15 protein-coding genes are annotated in these 17137 nt (G+C 67.5%); 1 reads left to right on the top strand and 14 read right to left on the bottom strand.

Annotated elements, in window-relative coordinates:
• Positions 1-156 precede the first annotated feature (156 nt).
• A complete protein-coding gene (locus tag VZC37_RS02365; RefSeq protein WP_330430811.1) occupies positions 157-738 on the bottom strand; it encodes a DUF4190 domain-containing protein in 582 nt (193 codons plus the stop codon).
• A gap of 126 nt (positions 739-864) precedes the next feature.
• Here VZC37_RS02365 and VZC37_RS02370 point away from each other — a divergent pair, with 126 nt between their 5' ends.
• On the top strand, positions 865-1812 hold the full coding sequence (locus VZC37_RS02370; RefSeq protein ID WP_330430812.1) for an AEC family transporter: 948 nt from the start codon (positions 865-867) through the stop codon (positions 1810-1812).
• A gap of 10 nt (positions 1813-1822) precedes the next feature.
• Here the strand turns inward: VZC37_RS02370 and VZC37_RS02375 are convergent, their stop codons facing one another.
• The 13 genes from VZC37_RS02375 to VZC37_RS02435 form a co-directional block, all read right to left on the bottom strand.
• Positions 1823-2500, bottom strand: coding sequence for a DUF1707 SHOCT-like domain-containing protein (locus tag VZC37_RS02375; protein ID WP_431309305.1), 678 nt, complete (start codon positions 2498-2500; stop codon positions 1823-1825).
• A 112-nt stretch (positions 2501-2612) separates the two neighbouring features.
• Complete coding sequence (locus VZC37_RS02380; RefSeq protein ID WP_330430813.1) at positions 2613-4610, bottom strand: vWA domain-containing protein; 1998 nt, start codon at positions 4608-4610, stop codon at positions 2613-2615.
• Positions 4611-4817: 207 nt separating this feature from the next.
• On the bottom strand, positions 4818-6263 hold the full coding sequence (locus tag VZC37_RS02385; RefSeq protein WP_330430814.1) for a sigma 54-interacting transcriptional regulator: 1446 nt from the start codon (positions 6261-6263) through the stop codon (positions 4818-4820).
• Positions 6264-6306: 43 nt separating this feature from the next.
• Positions 6307-6885 (bottom strand): DinB family protein, encoded by a 579-nt coding sequence (locus VZC37_RS02390; RefSeq protein WP_330430815.1) that lies wholly within the window; start codon positions 6883-6885, stop codon positions 6307-6309.
• A gap of 12 nt (positions 6886-6897) precedes the next feature.
• Positions 6898-7392 (bottom strand): SRPBCC family protein, encoded by a 495-nt coding sequence (locus tag VZC37_RS02395; RefSeq protein ID WP_330430816.1) that lies wholly within the window; start codon positions 7390-7392, stop codon positions 6898-6900.
• A complete protein-coding gene (locus tag VZC37_RS02400; RefSeq protein WP_330430817.1) occupies positions 7389-7766 on the bottom strand; it encodes an ArsR/SmtB family transcription factor in 378 nt (125 codons plus the stop codon). Before VZC37_RS02400 ends, VZC37_RS02395 begins: the two co-directional genes overlap by 4 nt.
• 241 nt (positions 7767-8007) lie before the next feature.
• Positions 8008-8925, bottom strand: a complete 918-nt coding sequence (locus VZC37_RS02405; protein WP_330430818.1) for a TauD/TfdA dioxygenase family protein — start codon at positions 8923-8925, stop codon at positions 8008-8010.
• A 314-nt stretch (positions 8926-9239) separates the two neighbouring features.
• A complete protein-coding gene (locus VZC37_RS02410) occupies positions 9240-9983 on the bottom strand; it encodes a sulfite exporter TauE/SafE family protein (protein ID WP_330430819.1) in 744 nt (247 codons plus the stop codon).
• A gap of 12 nt (positions 9984-9995) precedes the next feature.
• A complete protein-coding gene (gene purH, locus VZC37_RS02415; protein ID WP_330430820.1) occupies positions 9996-11573 on the bottom strand; it encodes a bifunctional phosphoribosylaminoimidazolecarboxamide formyltransferase/IMP cyclohydrolase in 1578 nt (525 codons plus the stop codon).
• On the bottom strand, positions 11570-12148 hold the full coding sequence (purN, locus tag VZC37_RS02420) for a phosphoribosylglycinamide formyltransferase (protein WP_330431681.1): 579 nt from the start codon (positions 12146-12148) through the stop codon (positions 11570-11572). Before purN ends, purH begins: the two co-directional genes overlap by 4 nt.
• Positions 12149-12255: 107 nt before the next feature.
• Positions 12256-13764, bottom strand: coding sequence for a cell division protein PerM (locus tag VZC37_RS02425; RefSeq protein WP_330430821.1), 1509 nt, complete (start codon positions 13762-13764; stop codon positions 12256-12258).
• 180 nt (positions 13765-13944) lie between these two features.
• On the bottom strand, positions 13945-15042 hold the full coding sequence (locus tag VZC37_RS02430) for a hypothetical protein (protein WP_330430822.1): 1098 nt from the start codon (positions 15040-15042) through the stop codon (positions 13945-13947).
• A gap of 117 nt (positions 15043-15159) precedes the next feature.
• The gene (locus tag VZC37_RS02435) at positions 15160-17118 is read right to left on the bottom strand and encodes an acetoacetate--CoA ligase (protein ID WP_431309341.1); all 1959 of its coding nucleotides are present in this window, start codon (positions 17116-17118) and stop codon (positions 15160-15162) included.
• Between the last annotated feature and the right edge of the window lie 19 nt (positions 17119-17137).

Here is a 17137-nt window from a genome sequence, read left to right on the forward strand (position 1 = left end):
GCTTCGGTCCCGCCGATCGTGATCGGTGGAACCCGCCAATCGGTGCGCGTCGGTCACGGTCTTCGACCGGTTGGCCGCGGCACACAACCTCACCAGACTACCGGCCAGATGCCAGAACCTCCAAAACGCGGCGGAAACCCCGACCGGGAGACCCGATCAGACCGAAACCGCCGCGCCGACGACGAGCACCAGGAGGAAGACCAGCAGTGCCGCGAGGACGAGCGCGATCGAGATCCACCCGAGGATGGCGCCGGCCTTGGCCATGCCCTCTCCGTCCTGGGTACCTGCCGACCTCGCGATCTCGTCGCGAGCCGAGTTCCCGAGGATGACGGCCACGACACCGAGCACACCCGGACACACCAGAAACGACCCGATTCCGCACACCAGCGCAGCGATTGCCTTCCCGTTGGTCTGCCGGATCACAGGGTAGCCGCCGGGACCGTACTGCGCCGCGCCGTACTGTGGCGCGCCGTAGCCGGGCGCACTGTACCCAGGCGTGCCGTACTCAGGCGCACCGTAGCCAGGCGTGCCGTATCCCTGGTCCGCGTAGCCGGGTACCCCGTAACCGGGCGTGCCGGGGTCGCTCGGTGACCCCTGCCCCGATTGCCCGGACGCCGGGTCGCGGCCGGGGGATGATGGGTAGGGGTTCCCGCCCTCGTACGCCGGCGCCGGTCCTGCAGGTGAGTCGCCGGTCGGGTCCCCTTCCGGGCCGCGTGGGTCATCGTTGGGGTTTGTCATCGGAGCATCCTTCCCCGGGCACCAACCCCGGCGTCGAGTCGCCAGATGGCCGAAGCCTACCGAACTGCTCTGTCATCCCCCTGCCTGTCGGCGGGCCTTCGCGGCAGGCTGCATACACTCACCCGAGTGTCAGGAGTGGTATCGGGCTTCACCGTCATCTTCATCGTGGTGGGAGCAGGCTACCTACTCGGACGCACGCGAGTCCTCGGCGACAGCGCGCATGAGGTGCTCTCTCGCCTGGTGTTCTTCGTGTGCACTCCTGCGTTGCTCTTCCACGCGCTGGTGACCTCCGAACTCTCGGTGATCTTCTCCAAGACCCTCGTCATCGCCGGCGGCAGCGCATTCACGATCGGCATCGTCTACGTGATCACCGCCCGGTTGTGGCTGCACCGCTCCGTTCCCGAGCTGGCGATCGGCGGACTCGCCTCCTCCTATGTCAACAGTGTCAATCTGGGCCTGCCGATCGCGATCTTCGTGCTCGACGACGCATCGTTCATCGCACCGCTCCTGCTGTTCCAGATCCTCATCTACTCCCCCATCGCGCTGATCACACTGGACGTGACGGTCACCGACCCGGTCCTCGGCCGTGCGTCGCGAGCGGCCGCCATGCGCGACGCCGTCATTGCACCCCTGACGAACCCGATCGTGCTGGGTGGCGTCGCCGGTCTGATCGTGTCGGCTCTGGGGCTGCAGCCACCGGCGGCGATTCTCGAGCCGGTGGACATGCTCGGCAACGCGTCGGTGCCCTGCGCACTCCTGGCGTTCGGTCTCTCACTGACCGGAGCGGCGGTGTTCAAGAAGGGCGAGAGCCCGCGTCGCGACATCGCCCTCGCGTGTGTCCTGAAGATCGTCGCCATGCCGCTGCTGGCCTATGCCATCGCGCGATGGGGATTCGGCGAGACGGGTCACGAGCTGTTCGCGCAGGTGGTCATCGCTGCTCTGCCCACCGCCCAGAACGTGCTCGTGTACGCGACGCGCTACCGCCGGGCCCAGATCATGGCTCGCGACACGACCTTGCTGACGACACTCGGATCGGTGCCGTCGATCGCGGTCATCGCTCTGTTGCTCGCGTGACCGTCACTCATCACGAGTGCGGCTTGCGTTCCTTGCGCTTGACCTCGACCGCACCCATGAGCGCGAATCCGACGACACGGATCGTCGGTGCACCGGGAGCCCCGGGACCAGACGCCTTGCCGCCGAAACCGCCCATCACGGCCCATCCGCCGACATCGACGCCGACGTCCGGCGGCACCGTGATGTCGATGCCGCCCATGATCGCGGCGCACCGGATCGTCAACACCGGTGCGGTGAATTCGGCTTCGCGCAGGTCGATGTCGACGGCACCCATGATCGCCTCGGCGTTGAGGGTGTCCGCGACGGTCACGTTGCCACGTACTTCCACTCCCGACATCAGCGCGAGCCGATTCTGAACGGGTGATCGACCCGACGCAGGCTGCACCCGGCTGACCGTGGTCTCCCCGACGAAGGGCATCGGTACGCCCAACTGCCCGACCGGGAGGTCGTCGGTGAGCTCGTCGAGTTCGCCGAACGTCTTCGCCACGACCGCTTTTCCAGACCGCTCCTCGTACTCGCTCAGCGAGAGGCTCCCGCGTTCCATCGCCGCCGACAGAATCTGATGCACGAGTTCACGGTCGGCGTCCGCTGCACGCAGACGCGATCGCGGGTCGGCGGGGACGGTCGGGACGGGCAGATCGTCGGGAGCCGGGGCAGGGTCGCGGGGTTGGTCGTCGGGGGAGCTCACATCTATTGAGCGTAGTGGCGAACCCGCAGCGCAACCACCCTGAACTTCCCTGCCCTCCACCGGTTGACCGATAGGGAAAACCCTGAGGGGAAACCCTGAATCCGGCCGACCGTCAGCGCCGACGGCCCTTCCTGGATCGCAGGTAGTCGCCGACGACGGCGGCGCCCAGGCCGTCGACGTCGGGTGCCACCACCCGCCCGCCGATGCGCCGGGCGATCTGGTCCATGAAGTGGGCGAGACCTGGATCCTCGCCCAGCCGGAAGAAGGTCACCTGGGCGCCCAGTCGGGAGACATGGTCGAGCTCGCGCACGGTGAGCGCAATCGTCTGCGGATGCGGTGGGTAGAAGAAGAACGGCTCGCCGCTCGGGTCCAGGTGGGCGGTGGGCTCGCCGTCGGTGACGACGAGGACAACCGGCTGTGCGTTCGGGAAACGCCGCAGATGCCGCTGTGCCAGCAACAGCGCATGGTGCAGGTTGGTGCCCTGCTCCATCCGCGGCTGCAATCCGGTCAGCTCGGCGATGTCGATGGACCGGGCGTAGCGACCGAAGGCGATGAGGTGCAGTTCGTCGCTGCGGAAGCGGGTCGAGATCAGATGGTTCAGCGCGATGGCGGTCCGCTTCATCGGCGTCCAGCGGCCCTCCATCTCCATGGAGAAGGAGGTATCGACGAGGAGGACCACGGCGGCCTGCGTGCGGGCTTCGGTTTCGGCGATCTCCACGTCCCGCACGTCGATTCGCACGCCGGACCGTGCCATCTCACTGGTCGCCAGCGACGGCTCGTCGGTCTCGGCGACGGTGCGCAGAACCGCATTCGACACCGTGCGCGTGACATCCCACGGGTCGGTGTCGCCGAACTCCCACTCCCTCGACGCGCCGGTCGGCTCACCGAGCGCGCCACTGCGCCTGGTCTGCCGATCACCGCGCCCGGAGAGCTGTTCGGCGATGTCACGGAAGATCGATTGCCCCAACTGCCGCATGGCTTTCGGGCTCAGACGTAGCTGACCGTCCGCGGTGCGGTCGAAGTACCCCTGCTCGGAGAGGGCCTTCTCGAGCTCTTGGAGGGTGCGCACGTCGACCCCGGCCTGCTCTCCGAGTTGCCGCTCGAGGGCATCGATGTCGATGTCGTCCATCTGCGCGCCCGCATACTGCTGGGACAGCTGCTCGCTGAGCGCTTCGAGTTCGGAGATGTCACGCAGGGCGGCGGCACCCTCGCCGAGACCCATCGGCTGGTCGCCGGAGAACGACTGAGCGTTGTCCCAGTCCAGACCCGGTCGAGCCTGCCGCAACGACGAATCCATCTGGGCCAGTTGACTCATGAGATCGGGAGACCCGAACGCCTGCTGGGCGAGTTGGTCCAGCTCGGCGCGCTGCTCAGGTGTCAGCGAGTTGTAGAACTGTTGGGCCGCCGCGGCTCGTTGCGCCAAGGAGTCGATCAGTTCGTCTGTGTTGCGCGGATTCTCGGGAAAGTACTCACCGTGCTTGCGCATGAAGTCGTCGAACTGTTCGGTGGTGTCCTCGCCACGGTTGTGGGCATCCAGCAGCTCGTTCAGATCCTTGAGCATCTCCGAGATGCGCTGGCGGTCTTGCTCGTTCGCCCCTTCCAGAGCTTCCTTCATGCCCGCGAAACGCTGATCGAGCAGTTCGCGACCCAGCAGATCCTTGATCTTGTCGTAATCCTCACGAGCCTGCGGACTGCGCCAGTTGTACTCAGACAGTTCCTCGACCGCCTGCGCCGTCGACGGCGGCAGACTCCCGATCTGCATCTCCGCGAAGCGGGCGTCGTCGTCGAGGTCACGCGCGAGTTGCTTGCGCTCCTCGAGGATGGCGCGGTCCAGCAGTTCGCGGATCTCGGCGAAGGTGCCGTCGAGGTTGCGGTTCTTCAGCATCTCCTGTCGGCGGCGGTTCACCTGTTCGCGAAGCCGGTCCAGCCCCCGCATGTCCTGGGACCCGCGTCGCAGGAACTCGCGGAGCGCCCGTTGCGGGGATGCGCCGGCCATCACGTCGTCGCCGATGTCGCGCAACGCCTCGCGCAGGTCCACAGGTGGCGCGAGCGGATCGGGGCCGCCAGTGTATCGCTGATATCGCGAACGGTGAAAAGATTTGCGAGCCATGTCCATCGCCTCTTTGCTTCAGTCGCCTACTGGTCGGTGCGGAGCCCGCGAACGAAGTGAGCGTGCGTCACGAAGGGGCCCTTCGTGACGCTCGCAAGCTCGCTCCTCAGGGACCAGAGGGCGACGCTCGCAAGCTCGCTCCTCAGGGACCAGAGGGCGACGCTCGCAAGCTCGCTCCTCAGGGACCAGGGGGTACACGACCATCGATCAGCCGTAGATCGTCTGCCCGGATTCGTCGGCCTCTTTGCCGATCCGCCGAGCCAGGAACAGACCCTCCAGCGCGAGCTCGACGGCGCTGGCGCGTTCACCCTCGGCCTCGGCGTCGAGGCGTTCGGCGATCTCGTCGAGAACCTCACCGGTCGTGTCCGGGTCGGGAATCGATCCGAGGAAGTCGCCCGCGGTGACCCGGTCGCCGGTGACCACCGGCTCCCCGTTCTCCATCGCCTCGACGAGTCGCGCCATGTCGATGCCGCCCAGATGCGCCCGCACGGTGTCCGCGACCGACTTGCGCATCAGGTGTTCGAGGATCTCGAGCTCGCGGCCTTCCTCACCGGACTCGAACTCGATCTTGCCGCGCAGCACCTCGATCACCGACTCCAAGTCGACCACCCGGGCCACCGCGACGTCCTCCCCGGTGACGGTCGCGCGATGCAGTGCGGCGGCGGCAACCGTCTCGGCACCGGCGATGGAGAAACGTGCCGACACACCCGAACGCTGATCGATGGACGGGTGATCGCGGGCGTAGCGGGTGAACCGGGCGAGGATCTCGGTGATAAAGGTCGGCACGGTGGCAGTGAGGTCGGATTCCTGTTCGATGACCGCGACCTCGTCGTCGAGCTCCAGCGGATAGTGCGTGCGGATCTCCGCTCCGAACCGGTCCTTGAGCGGGGTGATGATTCGTCCGCGGTTGGTGTAGTCCTCCGGGTTTGCACTGGCCATCACCAGCACGTCCAGTGGCAGCCGAAGTGTGTAGCCGCGCACCTGGATGTCGCGTTCCTCCATCACGTTCAGCATCGACACCTGGATGCGCTCGGCGAGATCCGGCAGCTCGTTGATGGCGACGATTCCGCGGTGGGCGCGGGGAATCAGACCGAAGTGGATGGTTTCCGGATCGCCGAGGCTCCGGCCCTCGGCGACCTTCATCGGGTCGATGTCGCCCACGAGGTCGGCGACGGACGTGTCCGGGGTGGCCAGCTTCTCGCTGTAGCGCTGGTTCCGGTGACGCCACTCGACCGGCAGGTCGTCGAGCAGGTTGGCGGCCTTCCGGATCGACGCCGGCGTGATCGGCTCGTACGGGTGCTCACCGAGATCGGAACCGGCGATGATGGGGGTCCATTCATCGAGCAGCCCCACCAGGGTGCGCAGGATGCGGGTCTTGCCCTGACCGCGCTCGCCGAGCATCACGACGTCGTGACCGGCGATCAGCGCCCGTTCGAGTTGCGGGATGACGGTCGCCTCGAAACCGACGATGCCTGGCCACGGATCACGGCCCTCGCGGAGCGCGCTCAACAGGTTGTTGCGGATCTCGTCGCGCACACTGCGTTGGATGTGGCCGCTCGCGCGCAGCTCACCCAGGGTCCGGGGTGACGGGTGGCGGGTTTCGGTGGTCTGCGAGGCGTGGGTGGTGAAGTTCTCCTCTGGCACCTTGTCCACGGTACTCCGGTGACCGTCACGCGCACGTGGAGACGGAATCGCCTCAGGCCGGTGTCCGCCAGGCTGGATCGCGACCGATGAACCCGACCAGCTTGGTCACCGGGTCGGCGTCGTCGGGGACCGGCACAGCCGGACCGTACTGACCCGACGAGCGCAGCAGGTCCTCGATGCCGACCATGCCGTCGAGCAGTTCGCGGGCGAACTCCGGGTCGAGCGCAGCCGTGTGGCCGGCGGCGGTGGCGAGGTCCCAGGTGTGCATGAAGACATCGGCTGTGTAGAAGCGGTCCACGGCCTCGGAGAGTCGGTGCTCCCCCGCCATCGGATGTCGGAACGTGTCGTCGGCCGTGGGACCGTCGAGCAGATCCTGGACTGCGTCGGCGTGCGCCTTCCACGCCGACGCGGGATCGTCGTCGACCGACGGGCCTGTCGGCAACTCCACTCCCCCGCCGGCCAGGAATCCCGGGAACCACTCGACGAGGTGGGCGACGACGTCACGCGCCACCCACCCGTCGACCGGCGCCGGGGCGTCCCAATCCGTCACCGCGGCGATCTCGTCGGCGAACATGGCTGCGACCCGGCGGTGACGCTCGGCCGCATCGAGACCGGTCAATGGCTCTGTCATCGTCATCACCGATCAGAGCTCGCCCGACTCGAGCAGCCGGTCGATCGCTGCGTAGCCGTCGTTGACGCCCACCTCCATACCGGAGGCCAGCCAGCCGTCGCGGGCTTCAAAACTGTCACACAGTGATTGGGCGTGCAGGCGGGTGGTGCCGTCACCGAGGTCCTCGAACCACAGTGTTTCCAGCGCAACATCATCGGGCATGCCGTCGAAGGTGAAGGTCTGCACGATCTTGTCGTCGGACACGGTGTGGAAGCAGCCGTGGAACCCGAACTCCTGGCCCTCGTGGGTCGAGACGTATCGCCAGCTGCCGAGATCGCGCGCCTCCCAATCGATGATGCGGGTTGCGGTGGCATCCGGACCGACCCAGCGGGCGTACAACTCGGGGTCGGTGTGCGCCTTCATCAGCTGGGCGGGTGTGCCGCGGAAGTCGCGGGTGATCCGGATGATCGGCAGTTCCTTGTCGGCCTCGATGGCGGCCTCGGTGTAACGGGTCTGCACTGCACTCATGACGCCTTTCCCTTCTTCGTGGTTTGCTCGTCCTCGCCGCCTGATGCCGCGGGGCCGTCGTTCATCTCCGCCAGCAGGGCGTCGAGGCGCTGGTAGCGCTCCTCCGCCTGTCGGCGATACCGCTCGATCCATTTGGTCATGAGGTCGAACACCTCCGCTTCCAGATGGACCGGGCGCGTCTGCGCCTCCCGGGTTCGGGTCACCAGTCCGGCGTCGGCCAGCACTTTCAGGTGCTTGGACACCGCCTGGATGCTCACGTCGTACGGTTCGGCGAGCTGACTGACCGTCGCGTCGGAGACCGCCAGCCGGGCGACCATGTCCCGTCTGGTCGGGTCCGCCAGTGCGGCGAACACCTTCGACAACTCGTCGGACATCCGACCTCCTCAACCGTTTGGTTGAATACGACTGTGCGCCCCAGTCGGGTCTTTGTCAACCCCCTGGTTGAATAAAGGTTGGGTTGATGTCGAGTCGCCTTCTAGGGCCGGCGACGCCCGAACGCGCCGACAGAACCGGGGCTTACCCAGTTGAACCGCGTGCTGGGGCACGGTCTGGTCTAGCGGCGGATTCGGAAGTGAGGGTCGTTCGCCGACAGTGTCGATGCGTTCGGGTCTGCGATCAGGACGGACCGACAGGCACGTCGCCTCGCAACGTGATTCGGTGCATGACTCGGCGGGCACTGCCGTAGTCACGGTTCGCGTAGTGCACGGTGTTCCGGTTGTCCCACAGTACGAGATCCCCGAGACGCCAACGATGCCGGACAATGTGTTCAGGCTTGGTGAGATGTGCGTACAGCAGGTCGAGAAGGCCACGGCTCTCCGCGTCGGAAACACCCTCGATGTGTGAGGTGAATCCCGGATTCACGAACAGCGACTTACGCCCGGTCTCCGGGTGGATGCGGACGACCGGGTGACTCACCGGCACACGTTGGTTGACTTCGTCACCGTCCCAGGTGTTTCCACGCCCGCCCCGGCGGTGGCGCAGGTAGTAACCGAACGCACGGTTGCCGTCGTGGACGGCGGTGAGTTCGTCGACGAGTCGCCGGACGGGCTGGGAAAGCGATGAATATGCCAGCTCCGCGTCTGCCCAGTTGGTGTCACCGCCGTTGCGCGGCAACACGACCGGACGCAGGATCGATCCCATCGGCGGGCGCGGCATGAACGTGACGTCGGTATGCCAGACGTCGGCGAAACCGTCGTCGGCGCTGTCGAGCGCGTAAACCTCGTCGGGAACGTCGCCGCTGTCCCAGACCGGATGTCCGATCGTGACGTCACCGAGCCTCCGACCGAAGTCGATGTGAGCGGCATCGTCGATGTGTTGGTCGCGGATGACGACGACCTTGCGGTCGATGAGCGTGCTGCGGACGGCGCGGATCTCTTCGTCGCAGGCGTTCGCTATGTCGATGCCGCGGATCTCGGCGCCGAGCGACGGTCCGTACTCGTCGATGTCGAGTTCCACACCGGCAGTGGCGAACTGACCGTCTGCAGCGACGGCGGTTGACTCAGCAGAGCTGACTAATACGGGTGAAACGGTCATGATGGTTCCTTTGCGGATCGGTTCGAATGGAGAAGAGTTCGAACGCCGCGGGCGGTGAACCATGATGCGACCCGTCCGACCAATCCAACGCATGGCGCTGGCGGCAAGCGGCCGAGTCGAAGGAGATCACTCGTACTTTGTAACGCAGAATGCTCCGCTGAGCATGGTTGGAGCCACGATGAGCAAAACCCCCGGGGTGCTGTCGGCGCGATTCCGGGTTCCGTCGACGCCATTCCGGGTTCCGTCGACGCCATTCCGGGTTCTGTCGGCGCGATTTTGGGTTCCGTCGGCGCGATTTCGGGTTCCGTCGCGGGTCAGCCGACGGCCAACCACACCGCCAGCCCGAGACCACCGAGTCCGACGACGATGCGCAGCGGCTCGGCCGGAAGCCGTTTCACGACCGGCGGTCCGCACCATCCACCGGCGAGGCAGCCGACGGCCATCGCCAGGGCGGCCGTCCAATGCACCGGACCGAAGATCATGAAACCGATTGCGGCGACGGTGTTCGCGATTCCCAGGAACAACGACTTCGACAACGCCGCCCGCCACAGTGGCTCACTGGTGAGTACCAACATCAGGGCGAGCACCATGATGCCGGCGCCGGCGCCGAAGTAGCCGCCGTAGATCGAGATCACGACGAGCGCCATCAGCCACACGGCCGGACGATCCTCGTGTCGGGTGGCCCATCGCCGCAGCGCCGGTTGCACGAGCAAAGCGACGGCCGCGAGCGCCACCAGGTACGGAACGATTGCCTCGAACGCGTCGGGCGGGGTGAGCAACAGCGTCACCGCCCCGATCGTGCCGCCGACAAGCGATGCGATCGCGCCGCCGATCAGCCGGCGCCGATCCCCGTCGAGGAGGACGCGTCCCGACTGGCTCGTGCTGCCGATGCCGACCGCGACCAAGGACACGGTGTTGGTGACGTTGGCGGCGATCGGGCTCAGCCCCACCGCGAGTAACGCCGGATAGCTCACCACCGAGGCGAGGCCGGTGATGTAGCCGATCAATCCGGCACCGAAGCCGGCGAGGATCAGGAAGACGACGTCGGCCGGGCTCACCGGCCGACGAACTCAGTGTGCGAAATGGCGGGCACCCGTGAGGTAGAGCGTCACCCCGGCCTCGGATGCCGCCTCGATCACCTCGTTGTCGCGGATCGAGCCGCCGGGCTGGACAACCGCACGCACCCCACCGGTGAGGAGCACCTGCAGGCCGTCGGGGAACGGGAAGAACGCATCGGACGCGGCGACGCTGCCGGTCGCGCGGTCACCGGCGCGAGTGACCGCGAGATGTGCGGAGTCGACCCGGTTCACCTGGCCCATGCCGACACCGACCGAGGCGCCGTCGTGGGCCAGCAGGATCGCATTGGACTTCACCGACCGGCATGCACGCCAGGCGAATTCGAGATCACGGAGAGTGTCCGGGTCAGCCGGCGCCCCGGCCGCCAGGGTCCAGTTCTGCGGGCTGTCGCCCTCGGCGTCGAGGACGTCGCGCTGCTGCATCAGCAGACCACCGGAGATCGGGCGGATCTCGGCGCCGGCACGGACCGGCGCCGCAGCGGTCAGGACCCGGATGTTCTTCTTCCGCGTGAGCACAGACAACGCGCCGTCGGCGAATCCCGGGGCGATGATCACCTCGGTGAAGATCTCGGCGACCTGCTCGGCCATCTCGACGGTGATCTCGCGGTTCGCGGCGATCACTCCGCCGTAGGCGCTCACCGGGTCGCAGGCATGGGCTTTGCGGTGCGCTTCGGCGATGTCGGCGCCGACCGCGATGCCGCAGGGGTTGGCGTGCTTGATGATCGCGACGGCGGGCGCGTCGAAGTCGTGCGCGCTGCGCCAGGCGGCGTCGGCATCGGTGTAGTTGTTGTAGCTCATTTCTTTGCCGTGCAGCTGCTGGGCCGACGCCAGACCGCCGCCCTCGCCACTGACGTACAGGGCAGCCGCCTGATGCGGGTTCTCGCCATAGCGCAGAACCGATGCACGGTCCCAGGTGGCACCGACCCAATCCGGGAAGGACGACGAATCGGCCGGCGACGCCACCACACTCGACATCCACGAGGCGACCGCGACGTCATAGTCGGCGGTGTGCCGGAAGGCTTTCGCCGCCAGTTGTTGACGCTGTTCGAGTGTGAACCCGCCCGCGGAGATGGCGTCGCGGACGAGGTCGTAGTCCCCGGGGTTCACGACCACCGCGACGGACGGGTGGTTCTTTGCTGCGCCACGGACCATCGACGGCCCGCCGATGTCGATCTGCTCCACACACTCGTCCGGGGAGGCACCCGACGCGACGGTCTCGGTGAACGGATAGAGGTTGACGACGACGAGATCGAAAGCGGCCACACCGAGTTCGGCGAGCTGGGCGACGTGACTGTCCTTGCGGGTGTCGGCGAGGATGCCGGCGTGCACCTTGGGGTGCAGCGTCTTCACTCGTCCGTCAAGGCATTCCGGGAATCCGGTCAGCGACGACACCTCCGTGACGGGCACCCCCGTGTCGGCGATGGTCTTGGCGGTGGAACCCGTGGAGACGATCTCGACGTCAGCGGCGTGCAGCGCCGCGGCCAGGTCGGCCAGACCCGACTTGTCGTAGGCGCTGACGAGTGCGCGACGGATCGGCCTGCGGGTGTCGCCGGCGGGGCTCTGAGTGTTCACGGGATGTCGGCCTTTCGTCCGTCGATCACTACACCTTTGGTGACCAGTGCCGTCACCACATCGGCGAGCAGTTGTCGCTCCACCGATTTGATTCGTTCGTGCAGGGTGTCCTCGGTGTCGTCCCGGTGTATCGCGACCGGCTCCTGCGCGAGGATCGGCCCGGTGTCGACTCCTTCGTCGACGAGGTGGACCGTTGTGCCCGTGACCTTCACCCCGTGAGCGAGTGCATCGGCGACGCCGTGCGCACCCGGGAAAGACGGGAGCAGCGCGGGGTGTGAGTTGACGATGCGTCCGCCGAATCTCGAGAGGAAGACCGGGCCAAGTATTTTCATGAACCCGGCCGTGATCACCCACTGCGGTTCGAAGGCCTCGACCTGCCCGGTCAGCGCCGCGTCCCAGGCAGCGCGATCGGGGTGATCGACGACCCGACAGAGCACGGTCGGTATGTCGTGGTCGCGGGCGATGTCGGCGGCACGGCACGGTCGGTCCACGGCGACGGCGACGATCCGGAACGGAGCCCCGTCGTCGGCCCGGCCGATCAGTGACGAGAGCAACGAACCGGTGCCGGACGCCATGACGACGATGGGTGCGCGAACTGCGGACACGGGTGGCCCAGCAGCTGCGTTCACAGTTCGAAGCCTAGTGGTCGAGGCGGGTTGACCGATCGTCGGGGGCGCGGCGCTCAGTGCCGGTCGACGGTGTAGTGAGTCGCGTCGTCTTCGGTGTCGGCCATCGCGAAGTGTTCCTCGCTGTCGTCGAGCAGATCGTCATCGTGGTCGACGCCATCACCGTGGTAGAGGTCGTCGGCTTCGAACTCCCCGTCGAGATCGAACTGCTCGTCGTCGAATGCCTCGGACGCGTACTCGTCGACCTCGAATTCGTCGGTGAGGTAGTCGTCCGTTAGGTACTCGCCGGTCGTGTACTCGTCGGTCGTGTACTCATCGTCGTAGCCCGCCTCGTCGCCCAGGGCGTACTCGTCGTCACCATCGAGCAGCAACTGCCGCCGAGCGGCACGAGTGGACGGCAGCGCGGCATGAATCAGCGCCACCACCAGTCCGACGACGACGATCCAGCCGAGGGTGAACACCCCGGCGGTGGGCAACGTGACACCAACCTCGCCGAATTCGCCGAGCTCGCCGCCCGCGAGGGCGCTGAGACCGACGATCGCGGTTGCGGCGATCGCCCCGGCCAAGACGACCGATCGGATTCCTGCGAGGGGATCGACGTCGCGACATCGCAGCGCCACCACCAGCGCGATCGACGCCGGGATCACATAGCCGAGCAGTCCGAGCGAACCGACTCCGTCGTCCGGTAGCACGCCGAGCGACGGCAGCGGCGGAACCGGTCCGCCGGTGGCGTCGAACAGGTCCACCGACGCGGTGCCGACATGGACATCCGAGCCGACCAGCACCGCAGCGGTACCGACGATGACGTTCGGCAGATAGAGCAGCGACATCGCGGTCAGTCCCAGATAGCCGTCGAAGTCGTGACCTCCGGCGATGAGGTCGCCGACGACCTGCCACCGCATGACCAGCCGCACCACGACAAGGCCTGCCGCACAGGTGAGCAACGCGACCGTGGCAAACGCGCCGTAGCGCACACCTCGCCGCACCGAGGCGGTGACCGCGAACCGGTCATACAGGTCGTGGCGCCGACTCCAGCCGAGTCCGACGAGCGCAGCGAGGCCGTGCACCGCGAACGTCGCACCGAAGGCGGCGAGCGCAGGTGGGCTGTGCAGCGGCAGCACGGAGGTCCCGTCCATCACCACGGCAACCGACAGCGCCGTGACGAGAAGCGGCCCACCCAGGGCCGAGAACAACACAGCGAGCAGTTCGGACACCGGCCGCTGTCCGCCCGCCGACGCGGCCATCCGCGCCGTCCCCGCAGCGACCGCGATGGTGGGCAGGAGCGGCAGTACGCCGATGGTGACGCCACTGATCGTGACCGGCACCTGATGGATCGCCAACCAGATGCTGCCGACAGCCGGGCCGAGACCTTCCAGACCGCTGCCCGCGGCGAGCAACGCGGTGAGGGTGAGCACGGCGACCGTCACCATGGTGACAACCGGCACCGCGAACGCCACGACGATCAGTTCCCGCGCCGACCCCTCGGTCCCCGTCCGTTGCGCACGGTTGACCTGCCGCATCTGGCGTAGACGCGACGCAAGGCTGTCGGCTGTCGGCGAAGGCATCGGTACGAGCGTGTCACGACTCGTGTCGCACACCGGGCAGACGCGCCGTCCGACCCCAGAAAGCGACTGGAGTCTCAGGAGTCACCCGCGTGACAGCTTGCCCCCAGCACGTGTGCGCACAGCACGATGCCCCGCCATGACGACGGGGCATCGAACGGGTTGGGGTGTCAGACCGGCGCGTCAGTGACCGCTCTGCTGGTCCGGGCGGTTGATCTTGGTGGTGGCCTCCCCGGACCCCTCGCCGGCGGACGGATATCCGGGCGCCGACGGCGACGTCGACTCCGCGGCACCCGCGGACGGTGTGTACGAGCTCGGTCCGGGCGCCGACGCCTGTTGCGACGACTGGCTGTAGGCGGACGGGTCATAGGTGTGCTGCGACGCAGCGCCAGAGGTGGCCGTCGAACTGCCGTAGGCGGCGCTCTGCGCATCCCCGAAGGCAGCGGTCTGGGGTGCAACGGCTGCCTGCGATCCGGTCTGGGGCTGCTCCGGTGCCGTCGCCGACGCCGCGTCCTCGGCAGTCGCGACCTTCACCATGCCGAAGGTGACGAGCAACCAGAACACCGCCACGGCCGCGACGATCAGAGACAACGTCAGTTGCGCGTAGTCGACCCCGGAGTTGGTGATGACGCGCCCGCCCTTGGTTGCGGTGTAGATGACGTCGTAGAGCTGCGAGATGACGGTGGCCAGCGCGCCGGCGGCGATGACCGGGACCGCGAGGGTGGTCTGCACCTTCGGGTGCAGCGTCAGCAACGAGAGCACGGCGATGAACACCAGGTACGGCAGGTATGCGCCGAGATTCCAGAAGCTGACGAGTGCGTCGACGGCCGCGATCGACCCGACCGCGATGGCGAGGAGCTGGCCGATGTTGGCCGGCAGTCCCTGTCCGGCCGGCTTGGGAGCCGAGTAGCCGTACTGGCCGTATCCCTGCTGCGGATACTGCTGCCCGTATCCCTGCTGGGGGTATTGCTGCGGCTGCTGGCCGTAGCCCGGGTACTGCTGTCCGTAACCGGGCTGGCCGTAGCCCTGCTGGCCTGCGTCGGGCTGGCCGTAGCCGTACTGGCCGTACCCGGACTGCCCCTGTTGGGCCGCGCCGCTGTCGGGCTGACCGTATCCCTGCTGGCCGGCACCCTGTTGTCCGTATCCCGGGTACCCCTGCTGTCCTGCGCCGCCCTGCTGTCCTGCGCCGCCCTGCTGTCCGTAGCCCGGGTAGCCCTGCTGGCCGTACCCCTGCTGCTGGCCCTGGCCGTGCTGGCCGTAGCCGCCCTGCTGGTAGGTCATCGCATCTCCTGCTCGGTCGTCCTTGCCCCCGCGTTGAGCGCACGTGTCGCGCCCCACGCTAGTACATGGCCGAGCGGCCTCCGTGGGACGCGTTCCGTGGGCGGCGGTCAGTCCTCACTACCACCGATGCGCGCGACCCTGTTCCGCGTACCAATCGATGAGGCCGTAGTCGTCGACCGATTTGGGATCGATGTTGACCTCGCTGCGACCTGCGAGGATGCCGGTCACCGGCACCTCGAGCTTCTTGCCGGTCCTGGTGTGCGGTATCCCCGGCGCCACGATCACCTCGTCGGGCACGTGCCGCGGCGACAACCGTGCGCGGACCTCGCCGGCGATGCGCCCACGGAGGTCGTCGTCGAGAACGGCCCCCGCCACCAATGTCACGAACAACGGCATCCAGTACGCACCGTCGGGTCCGTCGACACCGAGCACGAAGGCCTCGGCGATCTCGTCGATCCCCTCGACGACCTCGTAGATGTCGGCAGATCCCATCCGGATGCCATGACGGTTGAGCGTCGCGTCGCTGCGGCCGTGGATGACCAGCGAGCCGCGGTCGGTCACCGTCACCCAGTCACCGTGGCGCCACACCGGCGCGTCGGACGGGACATCCCACTCGTGCTCGAAGTACGCCCGGCGATACCGGGCGCCGTCCGGGTCGTCCCAGAACGAGACGGGCATCGACGGCATCGGTCGGGTGATCACCATCTCCCCCACCTCGTCGACGAGCGGCGTGCGGTCGGGAGCCCAGCTCTCCAGCGCGACTCCCAGGTAGCGGACCGACAGTTCACCCGCGACGACCGGAACCCCGGCCGATCCCCCGGCGAACGCGGTGACGACGTCGGTGCCGCCGCTGATCGACGAGATCGGCAGACCCGCCTTGACGTTCTCGTCGACCCAGGTGAACAGGTCGGCGGCCAGCGTCGACCCCGTGCTGCCGAGGGTGCGTAGCGGCGTCAGGTCGTGTTCCTTGCCCGGCACCAGGCCGGCCTTGCGGGAGGCTTGGAGCTGACCGGGGCTGGTGCCGAAGTAGGTGACGGCTTCCGACTCGACGATCTGCCACAGCCGGTCCGCGTCGGGATACAACGGGGCGCCGCTGTAGCAGACGATCCGGGAGCCGCAGAGCAGCCCGGCGACCTGGTAGTTCCACATCATCCAGCTCAGCGCGGTCTGCCAGAAGAAGACGTCGTCGGCGCCGAGGTCGCCGTGCAGTCCGGCCGCCTTGAGATGCTCGAGGACGACACCTCCGTGCCCGTGCACGATTCCCTTGGGCTTTCCGGTGGTCCCGGAGCTGAACAGGACCCAGAGCGGATGATCGAAGGGCACGGCAACGGGTTCGAGGGCGGAGCCGTCCGCGGCGACGGCGTCTGCGAAGGTGATCCGTCGCCGCGCGCCGACGTCGTCGGCGTCGGGAGCCGAGACGTCGGACACCACGATGTGGGCGTCGAGGTCGAGGAGCAGCTCGGCCAACGCGGCGCTGTCGGCGGACTTGTCGACGTCCTTGCCGTTGTATCGGTAGCCGGCGGCGCTGATCAGCACCTTGGGTCGTAGTTGGGCCAGCCTTCCCGCCGCGCCCTCGGGTGCGTAGTCCTGTCCGCAGCCCGACCAGATCGCGCCGACGTATGCGGTGCCGAGGAAGGCGACGACGGCCTCGGGGATGTCGGGGAGGTACGCCGCGACCACATCTGAGCGGCCGACGCCGAGATCGGTCAGGGTGCGCGCGAACCCCGTGACCGCCTCGGCCAGTTCGGTCCACGACATCTCGGTCCGTCGTCCGTCCTCGTCGAGGCCGACGACGGCGGCACCGGTCCGGTCACGGTGCCGCAGCACCGCCGACACGTAGTTCAGCGATACCTGCGGAAACCACTGCGCGCCCGGCATCTCCGTGCTGCCCAGGACGTCGGTGTCGGACGTGACCGGCGGCGACTCGACGGCGATCGCTCCGACGTCGAAGAAGTCCCACACCGCCCGCCAGAAGGCGGCGGGCTCGTCCACCGACCATTGCCACAGTTCCTGGTAGTCGGCGAACGCGCGACCGCTGCGATCGGCGGCGAACCGTGCGAACGACTGGATCTGCATCTGCCCGTGGGGATCTCGG

Origin of the sequence: Gordonia sesuvii, assembly GCF_036350415.1 — a bacterium.
GTDB classification, from domain to species: domain Bacteria; phylum Actinomycetota; class Actinomycetes; order Mycobacteriales; family Mycobacteriaceae; genus Gordonia; species Gordonia sesuvii.